The sequence below is a fragment of the Streptosporangium sp. CA-135522 genome, assembly GCF_050949235.1.
Classification (GTDB): Bacteria; Actinomycetota; Actinomycetes; order Streptosporangiales; family Streptosporangiaceae; genus Streptosporangium.
On sequence record NZ_CP192026.1, the window covers coordinates 3,673,049 to 3,696,065 of the forward strand.

At 70.5% G+C, this 23,017-nt stretch carries 16 protein-coding genes; 9 read left to right on the forward strand and 7 right to left on the reverse strand.

Translation table 11 applies throughout. From position 1 onward, the window contains the following. Positions 1–34 precede the first annotated feature (34 nt). Positions 35–2,092: an N-acetylneuraminate synthase family protein gene (locus ACQPYK_RS17300; protein ID WP_433256386.1), complete on the reverse strand. Its 2,058-nt coding sequence runs from the start codon at positions 2,090–2,092 to the stop codon at positions 35–37. 204 nt (positions 2,093–2,296) lie between these two features. Beyond that, positions 2,297–2,482 carry a CsbD family protein gene (locus ACQPYK_RS17305; RefSeq protein ID WP_433256388.1) on the reverse strand — a complete coding sequence of 62 codons (186 nt, stop codon included), beginning with the start codon at positions 2,480–2,482 and terminating at the stop codon, positions 2,297–2,299. Positions 2,483–2,828: 346 nt separating this feature from the next. On the opposite strand from ACQPYK_RS17305, the gene ACQPYK_RS17310 reads away from it, so the two are divergent. Together ACQPYK_RS17310 and ACQPYK_RS17315 are read left to right on the forward strand one after the other, a co-directional pair. Continuing rightward, on the forward strand, positions 2,829–3,257 hold the full coding sequence (locus tag ACQPYK_RS17310) for a hypothetical protein (RefSeq protein WP_433256390.1): 429 nt from the start codon (positions 2,829–2,831) through the stop codon (positions 3,255–3,257). 133 nt (positions 3,258–3,390) lie between these two features. Further along, a complete protein-coding gene (locus ACQPYK_RS17315) occupies positions 3,391–8,112 on the forward strand; it encodes a HEAT repeat domain-containing protein (protein WP_433256392.1) in 4,722 nt (1,573 codons plus the stop codon). Between the two features lie 22 nt (positions 8,113–8,134). On the opposite strand, the gene ACQPYK_RS17320 is transcribed toward ACQPYK_RS17315, so the two are convergent. The 4 genes from ACQPYK_RS17320 to ACQPYK_RS17335 all read right to left on the reverse strand — a co-directional run bounded on the left by ACQPYK_RS17320 (position 8,135) and on the right by ACQPYK_RS17335 (position 11,675). Further along, entirely contained in the window at positions 8,135–8,893 is a 759-nt protein-coding gene (locus tag ACQPYK_RS17320; protein ID WP_433256394.1) for an LLM class flavin-dependent oxidoreductase, read from the reverse strand. Then, positions 8,845–9,528 (reverse strand): dienelactone hydrolase family protein, encoded by a 684-nt coding sequence (locus ACQPYK_RS17325; RefSeq protein ID WP_433256396.1) that lies wholly within the window; start codon positions 9,526–9,528, stop codon positions 8,845–8,847. Before ACQPYK_RS17325 ends, ACQPYK_RS17320 begins: the two co-directional genes overlap by 49 nt. Positions 9,529–9,724: 196 nt before the next feature. Then, positions 9,725–10,303 (reverse strand): class IV adenylate cyclase, encoded by a 579-nt coding sequence (locus tag ACQPYK_RS17330; protein WP_433256398.1) that lies wholly within the window; start codon positions 10,301–10,303, stop codon positions 9,725–9,727. 220 nt (positions 10,304–10,523) lie between these two features. Further along, positions 10,524–11,675 carry a DUF2804 domain-containing protein gene (locus ACQPYK_RS17335; RefSeq protein ID WP_433256399.1) on the reverse strand — a complete coding sequence of 384 codons (1,152 nt, stop codon included), beginning with the start codon at positions 11,673–11,675 and terminating at the stop codon, positions 10,524–10,526. A gap of 41 nt (positions 11,676–11,716) precedes the next feature. Here ACQPYK_RS17335 and ACQPYK_RS17340 point away from each other — a divergent pair, with 41 nt between their 5' ends. Next, positions 11,717–12,289: a putative glycolipid-binding domain-containing protein gene (locus ACQPYK_RS17340; protein WP_433256401.1), complete on the forward strand. Its 573-nt coding sequence runs from the start codon at positions 11,717–11,719 to the stop codon at positions 12,287–12,289. A gap of 58 nt (positions 12,290–12,347) precedes the next feature. On the opposite strand, the gene ACQPYK_RS17345 is transcribed toward ACQPYK_RS17340, so the two are convergent. Next, positions 12,348–14,426 (reverse strand): alpha-galactosidase, encoded by a 2,079-nt coding sequence (locus tag ACQPYK_RS17345; RefSeq protein ID WP_433256403.1) that lies wholly within the window; start codon positions 14,424–14,426, stop codon positions 12,348–12,350. Between the two features lie 102 nt (positions 14,427–14,528). On the opposite strand from ACQPYK_RS17345, the gene ACQPYK_RS17350 reads away from it, so the two are divergent. The 6 genes from ACQPYK_RS17350 (at position 14,529) to ACQPYK_RS17375 (ending at position 22,902) form a co-directional block, all read left to right on the forward strand. Beyond that, positions 14,529–15,740, forward strand: coding sequence for an ROK family protein (locus tag ACQPYK_RS17350; protein ID WP_433256405.1), 1,212 nt, complete (start codon positions 14,529–14,531; stop codon positions 15,738–15,740). Positions 15,741–15,813: 73 nt separating this feature from the next. Then, positions 15,814–17,082 carry an ABC transporter substrate-binding protein gene (locus ACQPYK_RS17355; protein WP_433256407.1) on the forward strand — a complete coding sequence of 423 codons (1,269 nt, stop codon included), beginning with the start codon at positions 15,814–15,816 and terminating at the stop codon, positions 17,080–17,082. A gap of 2 nt (positions 17,083–17,084) precedes the next feature. Next, positions 17,085–18,056: a carbohydrate ABC transporter permease gene (locus ACQPYK_RS17360; RefSeq protein WP_433256409.1), complete on the forward strand. Its 972-nt coding sequence runs from the start codon at positions 17,085–17,087 to the stop codon at positions 18,054–18,056. 2 nt (positions 18,057–18,058) lie between these two features. Then, positions 18,059–18,886: a carbohydrate ABC transporter permease gene (locus ACQPYK_RS17365; RefSeq protein WP_433256410.1), complete on the forward strand. Its 828-nt coding sequence runs from the start codon at positions 18,059–18,061 to the stop codon at positions 18,884–18,886. A 66-nt stretch (positions 18,887–18,952) separates the two neighbouring features. Further along, positions 18,953–20,860: a glycoside hydrolase family 5 protein gene (locus tag ACQPYK_RS17370; protein WP_433256412.1), complete on the forward strand. Its 1,908-nt coding sequence runs from the start codon at positions 18,953–18,955 to the stop codon at positions 20,858–20,860. 11 nt (positions 20,861–20,871) lie between these two features. Next, positions 20,872–22,902, forward strand: a complete 2,031-nt coding sequence (locus ACQPYK_RS17375; RefSeq protein ID WP_433256414.1) for a phosphocholine-specific phospholipase C — start codon at positions 20,872–20,874, stop codon at positions 22,900–22,902. The last annotated feature ends 115 nt before the right edge of the window (positions 22,903–23,017 follow it).

The window sequence follows — 23,017 nt, forward strand, 5'->3', positions numbered from 1 at the left end:
GGCCGCGTCGCGCGGCGCCGTTCTGCCACGCGGATCACACGGTGACGCGGCGCAGGCGGGACTTGGGAGCCTCCTCGCCGGGGAAGACCCGCTTGACCCCGTCGCCCAGCGCGGTCTCGATGATGCGGATGTCGCGGACCAGGTGCTCCAGGCCGGCCGGCTCCAGCGAGGCGGCGTGGTCGGAGCCCCACATGGTGCGGTCCAGAGTGATGTGCCGTTCCACGGTCACCGCGCCCAGGGTCACCGCCGCGAGCGAGATCTGCAGGCCGCGCTCGTGGCCGGAGTAGCCGACCGGCACGCCGTAGCGCTCCTGGAGGGTGACGATCGTGCGGAGGTTGGCCTCCTCCGGCGGGAGCGGATAGGTGGAGGTGGCGTGCATCAACACCAGCTTGGAGGTGCCGAGGATCTCCACCGCCCGGTCGATCTCCTCCAGCGTGGACATGCCGGTGGACAGGATGAGCGGCTTGCCGGTGGCGGCGAGCGCGCGCAGCAGCTCCAGGTCGGTCACGCTGGCCGAGGCGATCTTGTGCGTGACCACGTCCATGGACTCCAGGAAGTCCACCGACGGCACGTCCCACGGCGAGGCGAACCAGTGCAGACCGCGCTCCCGGCAGTGCTTGGCGATCTCGGTGTACTCGTCCAGGCCGAACTCCGTCCTGATCTTGTACTCCATGTAGGTCATCTCGCCCCACGGCGTCTGCCGGATCTGGTCGCGCTGCTCCAGCGGCACGCAGATCTCCGGCGTGCGCTTTTGGAACTTGACCGCCTGGCAGCCCGCCTCGGCCGCCACGTCGATGAGCCTGCGCGCGATGTCCAGGTCGCCGTTGTGGTTGATGCCGATCTCGCCGATCACGTAGACCGGCTGGCCGGCGCCGACCAGGGCGTCGCCGATCTGGACGGGCTTGGCGACCGGGGTGAGGCGTAGTTCGGCGCGCGGCGCGGGCGCGGATGCGATCTCGGGCTCCGGGCGCGCGGCGAGGACCCGGTCGCACAGCTCCCGTACGGCTCCCGCCCCGCCGGGCCGGGTGAGCACGGTCCGGGCGGCGGCGCGGACCCGGGGGTGGGCGTCGGGGACCGTGACGGGCCAGCCGACCTCGCTCATCGGGCCCAGGTCGTTGACGTCGTTGCCGACATAGGCGACGCGGGCCGGGTCCAGCCCCTCGATGCTCAGCCAGTCGCGCAGCACGGTCCGCTTGTCGGTCAGGCCCTGCAGGACCGGCACGCCCAGCTTGCGGGCGCGGGCGGCGACCACCGGGTTGTGCTCGGTGGACATGATCATCAGTTTGACGCCGGACCGGCGCAGCAGCGAGATCCCCATGCCGTCGGAGCGGCTGACCGCGACCATCTCACGGCCGTCCTGGTCGACGTAGGCGCGGTCGTCGGTGTGCACCCCGTCGAAGTCGGTGATCACGGCGTCCACGTCGATCGGCTCGGGCTCGTCCACGAACGGTGCCAGCGCCCGGACGATCTCCAGGTCCTCGGGGGTGTCGACCTCGATCGCGTGCCGCGACGGTACCGCCTGCACGGCGACGGCGCCGAAGAAGCGGTGGCCGTGCTCGCGCAGGCCCTCGGTGCGCATCACGTAGAACGCGCCGGTCTCGCGGAAGTGCGGCTCGCGGTCCTGGCGCCGTGGCCGGGAAGACGGGTCGTGGTTGACGCCGGCGCCGGCGGCGCTCCACAGGAACTCGTGCGTCTCCAGCCCGGAGAACACCACGTCCGCGGCGCCGTCGAGGACCTTGACGATGGCGGTGTCCAGGTCGGCGGGGTCGATGAACGCGCTGGTGCACTGCACCAGGACGACCACGTCAGGGTTGTCGGACATGTGGTCGAGCACGTGCAGGACGGCGGACTCGCTGGAGGCGGTCGCGTCGCTCAGCTCCTCCGGCCGGTGGATCACGGTCGCCCCGGCCTCGCGGGCCACCGCGGCGATCTCCGCGTGGTCGGTGCTGACCACCACCTCGTCGACCAGCTCGGCCCGCACGCAGGCCTTCACCGCGCGGGTGACCAGGGGAGTGCCGCCCACCGCGGCCAGGTTCTTCAGCGGGACGCCCACCGAACCTCCACGGGCGGGGACAACGGCCAGGACTCGCAAGGTGGCTCCTCATGACTACGGCAAACGCCCCTGAACTGGGGTGTTTTAGGAACGCTAGTCACGAGGGTGACCGGACAGGGGTGCCTGAGCTGAACGTCCAGAGTCGCCCGCCTTAACTTTCCGGGCGAGGCGGGAGCTCCAACGACGAAGGCGTCGCGGACGGCATCGAGTGCCGTCCGCGACGCCCGTCATCCGGTGCGGTCCCTACTCGGCGAAGCGGCCCCGCGCGTCGTCGGAGGCCTTCCTGGCCCTGTCCTTGGCCTTGTCCGCCGCCTCCTTCGCCTTACCCTTGGCCCGGTCCGCCCGGCCCTTGTCGGCCAGGTTGTCTTTGTCGACCGCCTCCCCGGCGGTCTCCTTGACCTTGCCCTTGATCTGGTCGAAGTTCGTCATCGTGCTCCCCCGTAGTTCAGGACCGATTGGTTATTTCCTCTCATAGCCAGAAATGGGAGGACCAATCGCCACTTAGCTAACTTTGAGTGACGAAATACTGCTTCATGGTGACAGATGGTGATGAATCATCAGGAGATGGCGCCGGTGGACTCCATGAGCATGGGCGGCGCACGTTCCGGGCCGCGCTGCCAGTACGGCCGGCCGTATGCGCCGGGACCGTGGAGAGGTCCCGGTAGTGATCGCCGGGAATCCAGCGGACATACCCCTGGCCTGCTCTGATGTGGGGGCGTCGCGGGGTGGCGTGCCGGTTGGTGGATGAGGCGGCCTCGGCCGAGGCGGGAGAGCGGTGAGCCGATGGATGGTCGCCGAACAGGCGCACGCGCCCAAGGGGGCCGGCTGCGGCGAAGACCGGCTGGTGGTGATCGACGACGAGCACGGCATCCGGTGCGCGGCCGTCATCGACGGAGCAACCGACAAATCCGGGCGCACCTACGCTGGACTGAGCGGAGGAGCACTGGCCGCGGAATGCGTTGCCGCGACACTGCAGTGGTTGCCGCCGAACACCGCAGTCGACCGGGCGCTGCGCAGGAACAGGGCGCTGGTCAGGACGCCGATGAGCACGATGGCGGCGTTCACCGCGATCGCGGCCGGCTCTTGGAAGATCCCGTTCCCTGGGAAGATTCCCGGATCGGTAGCGCGGCGGCGGGTGCCCACCTTTCGGGTGTCCGTGTGGGCCTGGAGGCTTCTCGGACCCCTTTCGGCTCGTCGGGTGTAGAGGGCGTTTCGCTACGCTTAGCGCTATTTGCCGGTCCGGCTGGAGTTGATAGCGCATGACGTCGGTCGACGATACGGTCCTTACCGCCATACGCCACGCCGATGCGGACCTGCTTTCCACCAGCCTTGATCCGTTGAGGTGTCCGCCGGCCACCCTGCGGCTTCTCATCAGGCATGAGGATCCACGACTGCGGGGACCGGGCCTGGTAGGCCTTGCCGAACGCCTTGACGCGAGACGCGACGAAGACCGTTCCGAGCAGGCCGGATTCGCGGCGTCGTTGCCGGGCTCGCTGGATGGCCCGCCGGAGGCGGCGCTGGCTCTGGCACACCTTTATCTCCAGCTGCGGGCCCATGTCCGTCCCCGACCCTGGCCGCAGTGGCGCAAGGCGGATCTGCCGACCCGGGTCCAGATCGCCTGGCTGAGCGCCGAGATCACTGACCGGCCTGAGACCTTGCGGAACGAACCCGAGGGCGAACTGCTCTACCAGGCCGTCCGCGGGATCGGCGCGGTTGACGTGGACGAACCAGAGAGTTTCGCCCGGGAGCTGTCGGACCGGCTCGATCCTGTGTTGCGGGTGGAGGCTCTGCGGATCACTCGCGAGGCCCTACACGCCGGTCTGCTGGCACCGGCACGAGCCCGGCGGCTCGTGGTGGGGCTCGTCGGATCGATCGCCGGGGAACCCGGCACGGACGCCGCCGCGGCCGACCTCGCCGCGGCCGCGCTGCGTGAGCTGTCAGAGCCTTGGGCCGCGTCGGATCCGCTGCCACGAGAGCACCTGTACCGACTCCTCAGGACCGAGCCCGGCACCGCCGTCTCCGCGGTGGCCGACGCGGCGATCGAAGCCGCAGCACACCACGGGCATCAGGACGTGCTCCGCGACGTGGCCGCCGACCGGAATCGGCCCCCGGTGCTCCGACGGCGCGCGCTGGAACTGCTCGGGGACCTTGCGAGCCGCGACGACATCCGGGACCTCGCGGGCATCGCCGCGATCGACCCGCTCTTGCTCGCCGGGCCGGCCATCCGGTGCCTGCGCGGCCTACACCGGCGTGGACACTTCCCAGCGGGCGAGGACGCACCGGCGATCGTGCGCCTGGCGATCGCCGACCACTCGGTGCCTGCGGGCGAGGTCGCCACCATCTTGTTCACGTGCCGACGAGAGACGCTCCAGGAGCTGACCGCGGCGGCCGCGGACGATCCGCACTGGCCGCGGCGGCTGGAACTCCTGGTCGCCTTGGCCGCTCAGGGCACCGGGGACCTGCCGGTGGGGGAAAAGGTCACCGGCCTGCTGCGTATCGCGCCGGATCCACGACCGTTCTTGGGAGCGATCCGCGCGCTGTGCCATACGGCCGCCGAGGAGGCCGTCATCGCCGCGCTACCACGGTCACCCGCGGCGGCGCTGGAGGCTCTTGAAGCCGTGGGCGGAGACCGGACGGTCACGGCGCTGCGAGACGGGCTGGGCTTGGACGGGGCAGAGGGCGGAGACGCTGTCGGTACCGTGGTGTCCTACCTGCGGCCGATTCGCCGCCGGGCCTTGGAAGTGCTGTGGCATCTCACCGAGGACCCCGACCGGCGACAGTCGATCCTGGTTCGGCTCGACCCGCAGGATCTGCCTCGTCGGATCGTCGTCGACCTTGGAGGCCCGGACGAACGGGAGCTGGCGTTGCTCCGCGCGGGCCTGGACCCGGATGAGCCCGTGGCCGCCCTGTGCAGGCTGGCGCGAAACGGCGGCTCCACTACGGTGCCCGCCATCGCCGACCTTCTGCTGCGGGTCGTGTCCGACCTCGCGGCCTCCTGGGCGCCGGGCGCGTCCGGCGGCGGCGGCGAACCGGCGGTGCCGCCGGAAGTCGTCGCGGCCGTCGGCGACCTCGGTGGCCGCCTCCACGAAAGGGGGAAGATCCGGCCGCGCTGTCTTTTGGACGCCGCGGACGCGCGGGAGGCCGGCGACGCGCTCGTGGCGAGCATCGCGCTCGATCTACTGGACCGCCCCGCGCTCACGGCGGCTGAGCAGATGATCCTGCTCAGCCTGCTCCTCCAGACTTCCCACCGCGGAATCCGGTCACGAGTACATCCACTGCTACGCCACCGTGACCGCCACGTCCGCAAGCACGTCATCGCGCTACTCGCCCGCGACGCCGACGGCGAGGACGCACAGGCGTTGTCGGCGAGCCTGATCCCGCTCACCACCGCCTCCGACGTGCAGACCGTACGGCAGGCGCTGCTCGCGCTCGGGCACGCGCGCGCGTGCTGGGCCGCCGCGGCGGTCGCGGCCTGTCTCGACCATCCCAACATGAACGTCAAGAAGACCGCCGCGACCGCGTTGATCCACGCCGGAGCCCCGGTGGCTGTGCCGAAGCTGCTGTACTGGCTCGGCCGGCACGACAACCCGGGTCTGCGTGCCGCGCTCATCGAGGCTTTGCGGACGATCCTCGGCGACGCCTACGCCGCCACCGTCGTCGCCGCGGCCGACCGCGCCGGCGACGACCGTACCCATGACCTGCTGCTGAACGGCCTCGATGGCGTATTGTCCGCCCGTGCCGTCGGCGCGCTGGCCGACCAGGGGTCACAGGCCGGGGCCACCCTGATCTCCCTCGTCGCCGCAGGCCGGCTCACCCTTGGTTCGGGTACGGCTGCGGAACTGGCAGACCGGATGACAGCCCACGGCATCACGCCGCCGGCCGCCCGGCCGGATGCCGACCTCGACGCCCTGGCGAGCCGTGGCTGGAACACCGAGATCGCACGGCGCCTTGTGGAAAGGTACGAGCGGGACCCCGACGAGCCAACCGCCCAACGGCTGAGCCGGCTCCGGCCGATGCTGGAACGCTGGCTGGAACTGGCCGCCGAAGGGCCAGAACATCGCAGCCGGGTCCTGCGGTTCACGCTACGGCTCTGCCCGCCGCCGTGGACGGCCGGCGAGATGGGAACCTTCGCTCGGTCGGTACGGACGCTGGTCGCAGGGCTGGCCGACATCGGCGATGCTCACCGCGACCGTCTCCTCGCACTGCTTGAAGACACTGTCGTGCGGCTGTCCTCCACCGACCTGTTCGACATCGCCGCGCGGATTCGCGCGCTGCCGCCAGAGGCCGCGGGGAGCCGGTCCGTGCTGGTGCTGCTGCGCCGATGCGGCGCGGTGCTGACCCGTGTCGATCTTGGGCGGGCGCTGGCCGCCGCCCGCGCGGGCGCGAATCCGTGGCCGGCCGAGGAGGAGGTGCTGCGGGAGGCATTCGGGCTGCCGCGACCGGTCACCGCCGCCGCGTCGAGCGGCGGCGGTGAGGTGCACGAGCGCCCCGCCGTACGCCGATGGCGGGAGGCCCTCGCCGCTGCCGCCCGCACACCTGACGCCCTCCGGCGATTCCGCGTCGCCGACAGGCCCATGGACGGTCTCGACTCCCAAGCCTCTGACGAGGCCCCTCCCGGAGACCGCGCCAGTGCTGGTCGCGACGGACGCCCAGTGGATTCGCGCGACCGGCTCAACGCGCTGATCGGCGTTTTTCCTGCGGCCGGCACGGAGGTGCGCGACGTCCTGCTGGACTGGATGATCGAGCTGCAGCCGTTCGACGCGCCATCATGGACCATCGCGGAGGACGCCCGCCGGTCCGCGTCGACCGCCCGCGTACCTTGTCCCGGTGATCGGGACCAGCCCCGCTCAGCGATCCTGTACGAACGCCTGCTGGAGATGCTGGACGATCCCGTTCAGGATCAACGCGAAGCCGCGGCACGGGCCTTGCTGAGCTGGCCCGAACCCCGGTTCCGGCTCACGGTGTCGCGTGCCTTCCTCCACGGCCGGGTCGACCTCACCGTCACCGCGGATCTCGCGCATGCCCTGACCCTCATGAGCGATACCGAACTGCGCGAGGCCGGCGAGCATGACTCCGGCGACGACGCGGCTTGCGAACGGATCGCCCGCGTCGCCGCCCATCTGGATCCGCTGGACATGGAACGGCTCATCCCCCCGTTGTTGTCATGGTGGGAACACGGCGGACCCTCTCTTCACGTCTCAGCCGAGCGGGCGTTGCGCAAGGCGGACCCCGACGTCTTGGCCGAGATCCTGTCCGGCCGCCTCGAAGCCGGAGCCTGGGGTCTGCTCGATCTCATCTCCGGCGTCGCGTTGCTGCGTACCCCCACGCTGGTGCGGGCGCGCCGGCGGCTACGCGAAGAAGGACGCGACGATCTCGCGGACAAAATCGTGCTGGTGGAAGGGCCGCTACGCGATCCCGATGCGGCCCAGCAGGACTCCGCCGCTCTCTCGGCGCTCCGCAGCCGGACCCGTGCCCCGCAAGCGGCCGCCCGGGAACAACGGCCGCCCCGGGCGGAACTGCTCCACCTGGCCCGTACCGGCGACCCCGAGCAGATCCGCCGGGCGCTGACCCTGCTCGCCGAGCGTTACGACGACGACCCCGCCCGCCTGCGCCGACACGACGCGGACCGGCCGGCGGATCGCGATCCCGAGCTCAAGGAACTACTCGCCGAGTCGCTCGGCCATCCCGAGGCGAGAGTCCGGCTGCACGCCCACCGGATCTCCCGCAAGGTGATGAGCCACGGGGACTACCTGGAGCAGACTTCGCTGCTGCTGGACGACCGGCAACCCGACATCGTGCGCTCGGCGGTCAAGACCCTGTGCCACGCGGCGTGGAAGCCGGCCATCCCCGCACTGGTCGAGTTGCTCACGCACTCCCACCCCGCCGTCCGAAAGGCCGCCTCCGACGGGCTCGTCCTCCTCGGCGCGCCGGCGATCCCCGCCCTCAGGCACGCCGCGGGCAAGGCACGCCCGGACAAGCGGCACCTCTTCACCTCCGTGCTGGAGAAGATCGCGTCCACGATCACCGCTGACCTGGAACCCAACGGCCGACCAGGGTGATCGAGAACCCGGCCGCCCCGTCTCAGCGGAGCGGCTCGTCCCGCGGGCCCATCCCCATCACGTCGGCGAGGCGGCGGTAGGACTCCTTACGTTCGCCCGGGTCGGGGATGTTCGTCACGACCAGCACCTCGTCGGCTCCGGACTCCTCGACGAGACCGGTCAGCCGCTCGGCCACCTGCTCGGGCGTGCCGACCGCGGTGACATGCCCGTTCCATCCGGTGCCGCGCGGGGTCAGCGCGTCCGGCTCCCAGCTTCGCCACAGCGCCCGCACCACGTCCACGAACTCCTCGGCTCTGGAGTAACGGTCTTCGCGGGAGGCGACCCCGGCCTGCCCGAAGTTCTCCCCGACGGCGGGCACGAAGGTGGTCACCGCGTTCCATCCGGCCCTGCCGTGGCTGATCAGGTCGAGCGACTTGAACCTCCGTGCGATGTTGTAGGGCTCGTTGAAGCTCGTCGAGGCCGTGCCGATCAGGCCGATCCGTTCGGTGGCCCGCGCGATGGCGGTGAGGATCAGCGTCGGCTCGAGGAAGTGGGCGCCCTGGGGGTCGGTGCCGATGTCGCCCCACAGGCCGGGAGTGTCGGACAGGAAGACCGCGTCCAGCAGGCCGCGCTCGGCGACGCGGCCCGCCTCGACCCAGTGGTCGACGTCCGCGAAGGCCAGCGGGTCCGCGGCGGGGCGTCGACGGGCGGGTCCGGCGGACAGGCGGACGACCCCGGGAAGCGTGCGTGGGATCAGGAGCCGGGCGGGCGGGGCGCCCGCGTCAGATGGCGCAGGAACCACTCCCTGGCCAGCTCGGCCACCTGCTCCAGCGCCCCGGGCTCCTCGAACAGGTGCGACGCCCCCGGGATCGTCTCCAGGCATCTTTCACCGCCCAGCTCCTTCAGCGCCTCCTGATTGAGCGTGATCACAACGGGGTCGCACTCCCCGACGATCAGCAGCGTCGGCTGGCGAACCGATCGAAGCGCCGCGCCGGCGAGGTCCGGCCGTCCGCCCCGCGAGACGACCGCCCTCACGAAGGCCGGCCGGGCCGCGGCGGCGACGAGAGCGGCCGCCGCACCCGTGCTGGCGCCGAAGAGCCCGACGCGCAGACCGGCGGTGGGCTCATGCTCGACCAGCCAGTCGGCCAGCGCCGCCAGCCGTACGGCGAGCCGGTCGATGTCGAAGCGCACCTCGCCCGTGCGGAGATCGGCTCTTTCCTCCCGCGGCGTGAGGAGGTCGGCCAGGACCGTCGCCAGGCCGGCCCGCTGGAGCTCGCCCGCCACATGGCGATTGCGCGGGCTGTGGCGGCTGCTGCCGCTGCCGTGCGCGAACAGCACCATCCCGTGCGCGGGCCGCGGCACCGCGATGTCGGCCTCCAACACGACGTCCGCGGCCGGAATCTCCAACCGCTCCAGGTTCATCCGGACGGCGTTCATGGCGTCCTCCCCCGGGGGAAGGAGATCGCCCCCGCCTCCGGGCAGGGGCCGACCCGCCCCCGATCGGCCTACTCATCCCTTTCCTGGAAATATGCCCAAATCAGGGCCAGTGAGACGGCGGGTCGGCATGATCACCCGCAAGGGGAGGCGACCTCGCGGGAACCACCCGCCGGCATGGAGGACCGCGCCGGTCGCGTCACCCGGATTCCCCGGACGCCCTGTGCCGGGCATCGGGGAACACGCCGAATCTCAGATCGGTGACCGCGGTGAGGTCGATGCCGTGCCCGGCGTAGACCTTGATCGTGTTCTCGCCGGTGAGCTGCAGCTCGTCGTAGCCGAGCCGCCGGGCGACCTCGATGACGTGCTCACGACTGTCGCCTTCGATCTCCAGATACGGCGGGATTCCCGGCCACTCGTCGATCTCCAGCCGGGCGCCGCCGAAGGCGAAGCTGGTGCGCCGGTTCTCCTGATAGGACTTCGGGGTGAAGCCGAGCCTGCCCAGCAGCTCGTTGGTCGTGTCGAAGCCGGAGACGGCGATCTCGGTCTCATGGGTCTCGTCGATGCCGTCACCGGCGATCTCCTTGACCGCCAGCGTGATCTCGGTTCCGGTGTCCCGGAGCCTGGCCCATCGGCCCGCGTCACCGGAGACGATGTCGTAGACGTAGCGACGCATGAGCCGGGCGCTGGAAGTCCGCCGCCCGCCGAGAGACGTGATCAGATCGGTGACCCGGTCCGGGTCGATGTCGAGCACTTTCGCTTCGTATTCGGTGGGCACCTGCGGTCTCCTCGTGTAGAACGGCCGGCGAGCCGCCGCCCCGCCCCGGTGGTGCCGGTGCCCGCGCCGACACAGCGGCCGGGTGAGGCGGGCCGGCGTCGTGAACGCCTCGCACATGTCACTGTGGATTTCCAACGGTCGCACAGACCGCGAAACGGTGTGGCAACGCGACCGCCCGGTGGACGGCAAGAGCAGGTGTGACCTTCCGCCTCGGGGACGGCTACCAGCGGTTGCGCGCCTCCTCCGCCCAGCCCACCAGGCCGTCGAGGTCGATCCACGCGCCGTCGTCGGTCCGCGCCCGCCCGGCGAAGTGGCCGAAGCACTGGTGAGTCTCCGCACCCACCACGCCGAGCTCGGTCCGCGTCACCTTCTCGTGGAAGGGGGTGAACTCCACCTCGACCCGCGGACCCGCGATCCGCCAGGGACGCAGCCAGTCGGTCCGGTCGTAGCTCCACGCCAGCTCTTCGCCGATCTTGTGCAGCCGTCCTTCCACGAACAGCGCGTTCTCCGTCATACCGGTGCCGTCGGTCCATTTCCCGCCGAGCTGGATCGCCCGGCCGCGACCGCTGCCGGCCGCCCAGTTCCAGGTGGCCGAGTACGGCCACTTGCCGCGGCCGTGGTCGAGCACCGCGAAGGAGTCCTCCTCGTTCACCGTGTGCTCGCCGGACGCCAGCCGCAGCCGTCCCCGCACCGGACGCCCGACGTCCTTGACCGTGTACTGGAACCGATGGGGCCCCCACGGAATCACCACGCCCAGCGACTCGTGCCCCGCCGGTAGCCGTACCTCCAGATCCACCTCGACGCCGGGCGCGACGGCGCGCAGCGACGTGCCGGTCGGACGCTGATCGATGTCGATCGACACGCCGCCACCCCGGACGGACGCCGTCCCGGCACCGCTGCGCTCCGGCATCGTGGCTCCGCGCGCCAGCGGCACCACGGCGTCCTCGGCCAGCTCCGTGCCCGTCGCGCGGTCCAGGACGTAGACGCCGTGCACGCCCGCGTAGTCGAGCGACGACGCCACCAGGCCGATCACGTGGGAGGGGGTGACGATCCCCCAGTACTCCCAGCGCTTGGCCCGTCCCCAGCCGCGCAGGTTCGCCCGGTGCAGCGGGCGCCGCGTCCAGCCGACGGCCCTGGGATCGAGGCGCCCGTCCGGGAGGCACAGGTCGACGGGGACGGTGATCTCCCGCTCGTGGGTCAGCATGGCGAGATGGTAACGCCCGGGATCGTGGGCGAGGCCCGGATCGTCCGCGACGGCCTTTCCCGCCGCCGGTACGGCCTGCCGCGCCGCGCGGCGGGCTCCGGGACGACGCCCGTGCGCGGGCGGCGGTTCGCGCCGGCCCTGCAGGGGTACGTCGGTGCCGCCGGCCATCTCGCGAAGAGGTGGGGAAGGCGGGCCAAAGGGGGACAGGTATGCGCGGGCTCGTGTGGATGAAGGGTGAGGGCGCCGAATACGCGGAGGTGGGTCTCGGGGCGGAGCTGACGGCGGTCGGCGTGGCGATCGGCGCGAACCCCACGCCCTACCGGCTGGAATACACCCTGCGGACCCTCCCCGGATACGTGACCGAGCTGTTGTCGGTACGGGCTCACGGCACGGGCTGGCACCGGGCGCTCGACCTGCGCCGCTCGGCCCACGGCACCTGGTCATGCGAGACCAAGGAGGAGGGCCGTCTCGACGGGCCGCCGCCCGGCGGGGACATGAACATCCTGAACGACGCGCTCGACTGCGACCTGGGACTCTCGCCGCTGACCAATACCATGCCGGTGCTCCGCCACGGCCTCAACGAGTGCGAGGGGCGGATCGACTTCGTCATGGCCTGGGTGCAGGTTCCCCACCTGCACGTGATCCGCCACCCCCAGCGCTACACGCACCTGCGCTCGGGAGCTGTGCGCTACGAAAGCGAGGGCTTCAGCGCCGACCTCACCCTCGACGACGACGGGATCGTCGTCGACTACCCGGGCCTGGCGACGCTGCTCCGCACGTGACGGCCGCGGTGCGAGCCATGGAGGGCGCGGTGAACCGCCCGCCCGGGTCGAGACCGCTTCAGGGCAGGCGGGTCAGGCGGACGAGAGCGCTGGCGTAGCCGGTGCCCGGCAGGTCGAGGGGGAGGCCGTGGGCCAGGAGGACGGCCCCATGATGGACGATCCCGGTGTCGTCGTCGCGGTAGCGGGCGTCCGGGTCCAGAGCGCGCGGCCGCAGCGGGACGGGCGAGACGCCGAAAGAGGTGGGAAGCCGCCAGGCGAGCACGACGACCCGCTCGTCCGCGACGTACTGCACACCGGTCAGCGGCGGATCGCCCAGCCGGTACTGAACGCCGTGCTGCACGACCGGCCGGATCTCCTTGTAGAGCGCGACGAACTCCGCGGCCTCCTCCCGCTCGGCGGCGCTCCAGCTCAGCAGGTCACCGCCGATGCCCAGCACTCCAGCCATCGCCACATGGAACCGGAACCGCAACGGCAGGTCCCGGCCGGTCAGGAAGTGCGGGCTGTCGGTCACCCAGGCGGCCATCGTCCGCGCGGGATAGAGCTGCCCGTACCCGTGCTGGATCGCGATCCGGTCGGCGGCGTCGGTGTTGTCGGAGGTCCAGGCCTCGTCGGTGCGGCGCAGCACGCCCAGGTCCACCCGGCCGCCGCCGCCCGCGCACGTCTCGATCCGCAGCCGGGGATGGTCGGCGCGCAGCCGGTCCATGATGTCGTAGACGCCGCGCACATGGTCGATCCACACCCGGCCCGGATCACCGGACCCGGGCCGTCCCGCCTCGGTGAAGGCCCGGTTCATGTCCCATTTGAGAAAGTCGATCTCGTGCCCGTCCACCAGCCGGTCCAGCCAGCCGTGCGCCCACGCGGCCACCTCGGGCCGGCCGAAGTCGAGCACCAACTGGTTGCGGAGCAGCGTGCGGTGCCGGTCCGGCTGATGCAGGACCCAGTCAGGATGGGCGCGATAGAGGTCGCTGTCGGGGTTGACCATCTCCGGCTCCACCCAGATCCCGAACCGCATGCCGAGTCGCCGCACTTCGGCGATCAGTGGGTCCAGCCCCGCGGGGAACTTGCCGGGGTTCGGCGCCCAGTCGCCAAGCCCGGCGCCGTCACTGTCGCGCGCACCGAACCAGCCGTCGTCCATGACGAACAGCTCCGCGCCGACCTCGGCGGCCAGCGCCGCGAGCCGCTTCTGCCCCTCCTCGGTCACCGCCCAGCCGGTCGCCTCCCACGAGTTGTAGATCACCGGACGTAGCTCGGATCCGGCGGGAAGCACATGCCGCGTGATGTAGGCGTGCCAGGCCCGGCTCGTGCCGCCGAACCCGCCGGCGCTGTACAGCCCCGCGAACACCGGGGTCTCCAGGGACTCGCCCGGCCCCAGCCACCAGGTGACGCCCTCGTGGCCGAACCCGCCGGTCCAGCACAGCCGTTCGGCGGACGAACGGTGCACCGTGACCCGCCAGCTGCCGCTCCAGGCCAGCGCGGTGCTCCACACCTCGCCGTGGTGTTCGCCCGCCCCGCCGTCGTCGATCATGATCCACGGGTTGGCGTGATGTCCTGAGACACCGCGCCTGCTCGTCAGCACGGTCTCTCCGCCGGGGACGGGCTCGCGACGCAGCCGGAACTCGCTGCTCCACGCCCCGGTCACCTGGCTCAGCCGGTAGTCCGGCAGGCGGGGAACGCTCCATGAGGCCGAGTCCGCGCGCAGCAGTTCCATCGGCGCGTCCGTCCCGGTGTGCCGCAGCACGGTCCACCGTTCCAGCACGTCGCTGTCCTCGCGCACCCGATAGTGCAGTTCGGCCGCGAGCGGATAGTGCCGGTCGTGCAGATGGATCGTCAGATGTCCGCCGTCCACCACGTGCCCGTCGTAGCGCCACTCGATCTCCCGTGCACCGCCGGGAAAGCGGATCTGCAGCGCGGACGGCCCGAACCCGGAGACCGGAAGCTCCGCCTCACCCTCCCGCGGGTGCTCGAAGGTGCTTTCCGCCGGATTCCGGAAACGTGGCACGGCCGCCGCCTGCTCCAGGGTCAGGGGCCGCCCCCAGTGCGCGTGGCAGAGGGTGTCGTCTTCGTCCAGCCGCAGCGCGTACGCGCTCGCAGGTGTGCTGAGCAGCCAGATTCGGTGCGTGGGGTCGAACTCGATCACAGCGGAGTGCTCCTCGGGGGGTGACGCTCTGGAATCGTAGAACCTAAGTCGTTGAAATTAAATTCTTGACGAAGTTAATTAATTAACCCTACGGTAACCGGCATGCCGAGAAGCCAGGATCCGGGGGCGCCCATCACCAGCCCCGCCGCCGCCGCGGTCTTCACCATGGTCCTCACCCGGGGCCCGGTGAGCCGGGTCGACGTCTGCAGGCTCACCGGTCTGTCGTCGGCGGCCGTGACCAAGGCGGCCCGCCCCTTCATCGAGGCGGGCTACCTGCGGGAACTGGCGTCCACCGAGCGGACCGCGCCCGGCGCGGGCAGACCCGCCAGTCCCCTGGCGATCGTGCCGGAGCGTGAGTACTTCGTCGGCGTCAAGATCACCAGCGATGATCTCATCGGGGTGGTCACCGACCTCGGCTCCCGGATCGTGGCCGCCCGTCATCACGCCCTGCCCGGCTTCGACGTGCGGACCGCCGCCCCCGATGCCCCCACCCCCATGGAACCCGCCGACGTGGTCGCGGTCATCGCCGCTCTCGTCACGGAGCTGCTGGACGAGCACCCCGATTTCCGGGGACGGGCACGTCGGCTCGGCATCGCCATTTCCGGTGACGCCGACCGCAGCACCGGCACCGTCCGCTACTCTCCGTTCCTCGGCTGGCGGGACGTCCCGCTCGCCGGATTGCTGGAGGAGGCCACCGGGCTCATCACGACCTTGGAGAACGACGTCAAGGCCCTCGCGGTGGCCGAGCAGTGGTTCGGCGAGGGCGTCGGAGCGTCCTCTTTCGCCCTGGTCACCGTGGGCACCGGCATCGGCAGTGCGTTCGTCGTCAACGGTGGTCTCGTCTCCGGCGCGTTCGGCGTGTCCGGCGAGATCGGCCATGTGCCGATCGGCATCGAGGGACCGCACTGCCACTGCGGCGCGATGGGCTGCCTGGAGGCGCTGGCCTCCACGCAGGCCCTGCTCACCGAGGCCCGCCGCGCCACCGGTACGGACGACCTCACCATCGAACAGGCGGTCGATCTGGCCCGCTCCGGCGACCAGGTTCTCCGCGGGGTCTTCGCCACCGTCGGCCGGGCCATCGGCCTCGGCCTGGCCGTGGTGGCGAACCTCCTCGGCCCCGAACGGCTCGTGGTCTCCGGCGAAGGCCTCGACGCCTACGACCTGTTCGAGGAGTCGATCCGCGAGGCGTTCGCCGTCCAGGCCTATGGCAGCGCGGGGCGGTGCGGCCTGGTCATCCGTCCCCTGCCGTTCGAGGAATGGGCGCGCGGCGCGGCGGCCGTCGCCATCCAGTCTCTCGTCACACCATCCAGTTAGCGGCATTCAGCACCAAGGCCTGCTCCACGGGCCCTCGGGTCCCGGTGCCTATTTCCGAAAGGAACCCCCCAATATGAGCACCTTCCAGACATCCCGCCGAGCCTTCCTGGGCGGCTCGCTTCTCTTCGTCGGCGGCATGGCCCTGGCGGCCTGCGGCAAGGACGACGCCGTCAAGGCCGGGGCCAAGGTCACGCTGGAGCAGTGGTACCACGCCTACGGCGAGGCCGGCACCCAGCAGGCCGCAATCCGGTACGCCAAGGAGTACACCAAGGCCAACCCGGACGTCGCGATCAAGGTCACCTGGATCGCGGGCGACTACTCCGCGAAACTCCACTCGACGCTGCTCACCCCGCAGGCGCCCGACCTGTTCGAGGTCGGCGACTTCCAGTACATCGACGTCAAGAACGGGCTGTTCGCGCCGCTCGACGACATCGTCAAGGGCCAGGAGGGCGAGTACGCCAAGGTGGCGCTGGAGTCCGCCACGGTCGGCGGCAAGCTGTACGGCCTGAAGATGATGGACGACGCGATGGTGCTGTACTACCGCAAGAGCGTCCTGGAGAAGGCCGGGATCACTCCGCCACAGACCTACGCCGAGCTGGCCGCCGCCGCCAAGAAGCTCACCACCCGCGCGCAGAAGGGCCTGTTCATCGGCTCCGACGGCCTCGGCAACGCTCCCTACCTGTTGCTGTGGTCCAACGGCGCCGACCTGCTCGACACCGAAGGTAAGAAGGTCGTCTTCAATTCGCCCGAGGGCATCGCCGCGATCTCCGCCCTCAAGCAGCTGCACGACGACAAGTCGCTGCTGCAGGACTTCACCACCGACTGGTACGACCCCGGCGCGTTCGTCCAGGGCGCCACGGCCATGCAGTGGTGCGGCCTGTGGGCCATGCCCGCCATCAAGAAGGCGCTCGGCGACGACTTCGGCGTCGTCGCGTGGCCGAAGTTCGGCGACGCGGGCAAGCCCGTCTCCCGCATCGGTGGCTGGTTCGCGGTCGCCAACGCCAAGAGCAAGCACGCCGAAGAGGCCAGGAAGTACATCGAGTGGCTCTGGATCAAGCAGGAGGAGCTGCAGAAGGACTGGTGCGTCAGCTACGGGTTCCACGTTCCGGCGCGTAAGAGCGTCACCGCGAAGACCACCGAGTTCACCTCCGGCCCGGCCAAGGACGCCGCCGACATTCTGGCCAACACCGGGAAGGCCTACCCGAACCTGTGGAACACCACGATGGACTCCCTGTTCGCGCAGGCCGTCCTGAAGATAGCCAAGAGCGGGGGCGACGCCAAGGCGCTGCTCGACGAGGCCGCGGCCAAGTGCCAGGCCGAGCTCGACAAGCAGCTGGCCTGAGCATGTCAGACACCGCCACGACCGGGCGTGCGGCCACCTCGGCACGCCCGGCCGGGGGCCGGACCGTCCGCCGGGAACGGCGGACGGACTGGCGGGCCGTGGGCGCGTTCGTCCTGCTGACCGCGCCCATGCTCCTCGGCCTCGGCCTGTTCAAGTACATAGCCATCGGCTGGAGCTTCCTGCTCAGCTTCAGCGACGCGCGCGGCACCGTCGACCTGGGCGACTGGGTCGGCCTGGAGAACTACACGTTCCTGCTCCAGGACGAGGCGTTCCGGTCCTCGATGACCGGGATCGTGGCGTTCACGATCTTCATCGTCCCGGTGACGTTCGGCATCGCGCTCGGGCTCGCCGTGCTGCTGAACGGGCTCCGCCGGGGCCGGGCCTTCTTCCGCACCACCTTCCTCATCCCGGCCGCCGTCTCCTACGTCGCCGCCGCCCTGGTCTGGAAGATGAGCCTGTTCAACGGTCTGCCGTCCGGTGTCGCCAACACCATCGGTGAGTTCTTCGGCTGGGACGTCCAACCGTGGATCTCCAGCACCGACCCGCCCCTGTACTGGATCGTGATCGTCACCCTGCGGCTGTGGCTCCAGATCGGTCTTTACATGATCCTGTTCCTGGCGGGCCTGCAGGCCATCCCGGTTCACCTGTACGAGGCGGCCGCGCTGGACGGCGCATCCCGGTGGCGTCAGTTCCGGCACATCACCCTGCCGATGCTGCGCAACACCTCGGTGGCGATCTTCATGCTGATCCTCATCGCCGCGTTCCAGGCATTCGACGAGTTCTACAACGTGTTCGGCACCGCCGCGGGCAGCTCCGCCGCCCCGGTACGGCCGCCGCTGGTCTTCCTGTACGACTCCGCGCTCAAGGACCAGAACTACGGGGTGGGCTCGGCCGGCGCGTTCCTGCTGACCCTGCTGATCGTCCTGGTGACCCTCTTGCAGGGCCGCCTCGTCGGGTTCGGCCGGAAGGACTGACCATGCGCAAGAATCTCGGGACGGTCCTGACCTACCTGGTCGTCGGCGTCGCCGCCGCGCTGTTCCTGGTGCCGTTCTACCTCATGCTGCGCGCCGCGCTGATGACCGGAACGCAGGTCACCGATCCGGACTGGCACTGGCTGCCCGACCCGTTCAGCCTGCAGGGCTTCAGGGACGTGTTCGACGACCTGTCGGTGCCGATGGGCCAGGCGCTCTGGAACTCGTTCCTCATCGCGATCATCACCGCGCCGGCCTCCGTCATGCTCGGCTCGATGGCCGGCTATGCCCTGGCCCGCATCCCCGTGCCCGGCCGCGGCGTGATCATGGGCTTCATCGTCGTCACCCTGATGATCCCCACCTCGGCCACGTTCGTGCCGAGCTTCGTGCTGGTCAGCGCGATGGACGGGGTCAACACCCAGTGGGGTGTCATCGCTCCCGGCCTGTTCAACGCGTTCTCGGTGCTGCTGTTCCGCAACTTCTACCTGAAGTTCCCCCAGGAGATCGAGGAGGCGGGCCGCCTGGACGGCCTCGGTCATCTGGGCGTGTACTGGCGGCTCGCGCTGCCCAACTCGGGCGCCATGCTCGCCTCACTGGGCGCGCTGTCGTTCATCGAGAGCTGGAACGCCTTCCTCTGGCCCCTCGTCATCGGCCAGGACCCCACCTCGTGGACCGTTCAGATCGCGCTGTCCACCTTCCTCACCTCCCAGACGATCAACCTTCCCGCGCTGTTCGCCGGCGCCGTCGTCACGATCCTCCCGCTGGTCGTGATCTTCCTGGTCGCGCAGCGTTATATCGTCCAGGGCATCACAGCCAGTGGTGTGAAGGACTGAGCTCATGATTCTCACCCCCCATGACGTCGCGGCTCTCGCGCGTCCTTCCCTCTCTGAGGTGCCCTCATGAGAACGAAAGCACTGCCGGCGGTTCTCGCCGCCGTCCTCACCCTCGGCGGTCTGGCCGCGGTCTCCCAGCCCGCGGCGGCGGTCACCGCCACGAAGGCCACGGCGGAGGCCGCGGGGCCGCTCTCTCTCGCCGAATCCTGGGAGGGGCCGCTCAGCACCCGGGGCCGCTACATCGTGGACGCCACCGGAAAACGGTTCAAACTGCAGTCCGGCAACTGGCACGGCGCCAGCGGCACCTGGACCGGCAGCGGCGACGACGAGAACCCGGCCAACAACTACGCGTCGGAGACCTCCCACCGAGTCCCGCTCGGCCTGGACCGGGTCCCGATGAGCAAACTGATCGCGGATTTCCACACGCTCGGCGTCAACAGCATCCGGCTGCCGTTCTCCAACGAGATGATCACCGACGCGCGGCCCGTCACCGACGTCGGCGTGGCGGCCAACCCGAACCTGCGCGGCCTGACCCCCCTCCAGGTCTACGACAAGGTCATCGAGGCCCTCACCGCCGGCGGGCTCGCCGTCATCCTCAACAACCACACCACCACCACCCGCTGGTGCTGCGGCGTCGACGGCAACGAACGCTGGAACAGCAGCCAGAGCGTCCAGAAATGGCTGGACGACTGGGTGTTCATGGCCGGGCGGTACCGGGCCAACAAGCGGGTCGTCGGCGCCGACCTGCGCAACGAAGTGCGCCGGGACACCTGGGACAACCCCAACTGGGGCATGGGCGACGACCACGACTGGGCCGCCGCCGCCCAGCGGGCGGGTGATCGGATCCTCGCCGAGGCCAACCCGGACCTGCTGATCATGATCGAGGGGATCAACTGGTCGGGCATCCCGGTCGACGGGCTCTGGCACGACAGGCCGCTGCTCAAACCGCTTCAGACGCTCTCGCAGACTCTCATCCGCTCGCACAAGCTCGTCTATGCGGCGCACTTCTACGGCTACACCGGCCCGCGGCACACCGGCGCGACCGGACTGGGCGAAACCCATGACGCCCGCTACCGGGAGCTGAGCCGCCCCGACCTCTTCGCGGTCATGCGCGACAGCGCCACCTACGTGGCGAGCACGCCGGACCGGCACTTCACCGCCCCGGTGTGGATCAGCGAGTTCGGCGTCGGCAAGGTCGCCACCGACCAGGACAAGGCCTGGTTCGGCAACATGATCGACTTCCTCGTCGACAACGACGTCGACTTCGCCTACTGGCCGATGGTCGGCTTCCAGGACAACGACCAGGGCAACACCTGGGGCCTGGTCCGCTACGCCGTCGGCGGCGGACTGCGCAGCGTGCTCGACACCGACGATTGGCGGGGGACGCACTGGCGCCGCCTGATCGCCGCCACCGGACGCACCGGGCCGGTCACCCCCGTCCGGACCTGGTCCATGCTCCAGGGCATCCACGCCGACGCCGACCAGTCAGCACGGATGCGGGCCCGGGGTGACTGGGACCAGGGGGCTCACAAGCTGTCCTGCCCGGACGACCAGCGCATGATCGGTATCAGCCAGAAGGGCCAGGGCGGCCTGTGCACCGACGCCGGGGCGGCGGATCTGTGGGCCTCCGGCCCGGCCACCGTGGTGAGCAGCGAGAACGTCACGACTGACTGGGCGACCACGTTCACCAAGTACCAGTGCCCCGCCGGCCAGTTCATGATGGGCTACAGCCTGCGCGGGGACAAGGTGTCGGCGGTCCTCTGCGCCCCCGGGCGGACCCCGCTCGCCGGGGCTGGACGGACGGTGTGGGACGACAGGGGCGACAGCCGTCCCGCCTCCGGCGAGGGCGGTGACTACGCCTACGGCTACCACAAGGCGCAGTGCGCGTCCGACGAGTACGCCGCCGGGATCGCGTTCTCTTATAACGTCGGCCGCTACGGCACGCCCGACGCCCTGTACTGCCGCAAAATCTGAAGGGTCCCCTCTTGTCCGCTCTTCCCCCGTCCCTGCGGGCGGCGCTGGCCCGGCCTGCGCCGCCCGGGGGGCTCGACTCCCTCCGGCACGTCGTGTTCTTCATGCAGGAGAACCGATCCTTCGACCACTATTTCGGGACGCTGCGCGGAGTGCGCGGGTTCGGCGACGGCAACGCCATCACGCTGCCGGACGGACGGCCGGTGTTCGACCAGTCGGGAGTGCTTCCCTACCCGGTGCGCGCCGGGACGGGCGACCGTGACCTGAGCGAAGGTGACCTCCAATATGTCGAGGGTGTCGACCACGAATGGGACACGGGGCAGCGGACCCGGGGTGGTGGCTGGCACGACGGCTGGATCGCGGGCAAGGGGGCCGGCGCGATGGTCCACTTCGACCGCCGTGATCTGCCGTTCCAGTTCGAGCTCGCCGACACGTTCACATTGTGCGACGCCTATCACTGCTCGATGTTCGGGCCGACGAATCCCAACCGCCTGTACCACTGGTCGGGGACCGTCGGCCACGAGCCGTCCGGGCGGCGCACCACCGCCAACGACGCCTGTGAAGAGGACACCCATCCCGGCTACACCCACACCTCCTACCCCGAGCGGCTGACGGCGGCAGGCAAGACCTGGCGGGTGTACCAGGAGTGGGACAACTACCAGTGCAACTCGATGGAGTACTTCGCGTCCTTCAAGAGGGTCGCGCGCGAGGCCCTGCGGCACACGCCGTACCGGAGCCTGCACTCCTTCTATGTGTCGGCCGTCCTGCTGCCTGCGGAACGGGAGGGCATGCTCGCGGCCCTGGAAAAAGGGGTCGCGGAGCTCACCCCCGCCGATCGGGAGGCCTACGAGCGCGGACTGCGCAGGGTCACGCCGGGGTCGCTCGCCGCGTCCTTCCGCACGGACGTGGCCGAGGGGCGGCTTCCGCAGGTTTCCTACATCGTCGCGCCCGAGGCGTACTCCGAGCACCCGGACCCGTCCAGCCCGGCGCATAGCGCCGGCCTCGTCTACGAGATCCTGGACGCGCTCGCCTCACACCCCTCGGTGTGGGAACGGACGGCCCTCTTCCTCACCTTCGACGAGAACGACGGCTTCTACGACCACGTGCCGCCGCCGCTGCCACCGGAAGGCACCGAGGGGGAATTCATCGACGGACTCCCGATCGGGCTCGGTTACCGGGTGCCGACAACGGTCGTGTCGCCGTGGACCGTCGGCGGGTACGTCTGCTCGGAGGTGTTCGACCACACATCCACGATCCGGTTCGTGGAACGTTGGCTCGGCGTCGCGGAGCCGAACATCAGCCCGTGGCGGCGGCGTGTCGCCGGCGACCTCACCTCGGCGTTCGACTTCACCTCGGTTCCGGTTCCGGTTCCGGTTCCGGTCCCGGTTCCGGTCCCGGCGCTCGTGCCGAAGGCCGGTGCGGCCGTGTCCGTCCCCCCGTTCCGCATGCGCTGGCCGGCGACGCCGCCCGCCGCACCGCGGCTGGCCGCGCAGGAGCCGGGCACCCGGCCCGCCCGGCCGCTGTCCTACCGGTCCGAGGCGTCCGCCGTCCTGGAGGACGACGGGCTGGTCGTCACCATGACCGACACCGGGGAGCGGGGTAGCCATTTCGGGCTCTACCCGTACGCGGGGGAATTCGAGTTTCCCCGCCATTTCGACGTGCTCGGTGCGCAGTCTCTCACCGTTCCGTTGGAAGCGGACGCCTACCGGCTGGTCCTCACCGGCCCGAACGGGTTCCGGCGTGAGTTCGCCGGAACCCGAACAGGCTCGGCCGCCCGAGCGGCGGTGACCTCCCACGCTGAGGGGCACAGGCTCACGGTGACGATCGTCAACCCGGGCCCGGCCGCGTTGACGTTCACGGTCGAAGCACTGTCCTACGGCGCCGGCCGGCGCGAGGTGCCCGTCGTCCCGGGGGGCCGGGCCTCGCTCGGCTGGGACACCGCGTCAGGCTGGTACGACCTGCGGCTGACCGTCGCCGAGGACCCGTTCTTCCACCGCCGGGTGATGGGCCACCTCGAAAACGGCCTGGCCGGCGTTTCCGGCTAGTTCGTTCGACCGCGGGGGTGACCGTGACTCCCGCCACAGCGGTCCTGCGGGGAGCCCCGCGGGGTCGCGGGTACGACCCCCGGGCCGGGCCGGGTGCCGCAACACCCGGCCCGGC

What these genes read in the sequence shown, in the direction of transcription:
- ACQPYK_RS17305 (WP_433256388.1), bottom strand. Translation starts at nt 2,482, where the DNA reads ATGACGAACTTCGACCAGATCAAGGGCAAGGTCAAGGAGACCGCCGGG.
- ACQPYK_RS17325 (WP_433256396.1), bottom strand. Translation starts at nt 9,528, where the DNA reads ATGAACGCCGTCCGGATGAACCTGGAGCGGTTGGAGATTCCGGCCGCG.
- ACQPYK_RS17335 (WP_433256399.1), bottom strand. Translation starts at nt 11,675, where the DNA reads ATGGCCGGCGGCACCGACGTACCCCTGCAGGGCCGGCGCGAACCGCCG.
- ACQPYK_RS17340 (WP_433256401.1), top strand. Translation starts at nt 11,717, where the DNA reads ATGCGCGGGCTCGTGTGGATGAAGGGTGAGGGCGCCGAATACGCGGAG.
- ACQPYK_RS17350 (WP_433256405.1), top strand. Translation starts at nt 14,529, where the DNA reads ATGCCGAGAAGCCAGGATCCGGGGGCGCCCATCACCAGCCCCGCCGCC.
- ACQPYK_RS17355 (WP_433256407.1), top strand. Translation starts at nt 15,814, where the DNA reads ATGAGCACCTTCCAGACATCCCGCCGAGCCTTCCTGGGCGGCTCGCTT.
- ACQPYK_RS17360 (WP_433256409.1), top strand. Translation starts at nt 17,085, where the DNA reads ATGTCAGACACCGCCACGACCGGGCGTGCGGCCACCTCGGCACGCCCG.
- ACQPYK_RS17365 (WP_433256410.1), top strand. Translation starts at nt 18,059, where the DNA reads ATGCGCAAGAATCTCGGGACGGTCCTGACCTACCTGGTCGTCGGCGTC.
- ACQPYK_RS17370 (WP_433256412.1), top strand. Translation starts at nt 18,953, where the DNA reads ATGAGAACGAAAGCACTGCCGGCGGTTCTCGCCGCCGTCCTCACCCTC.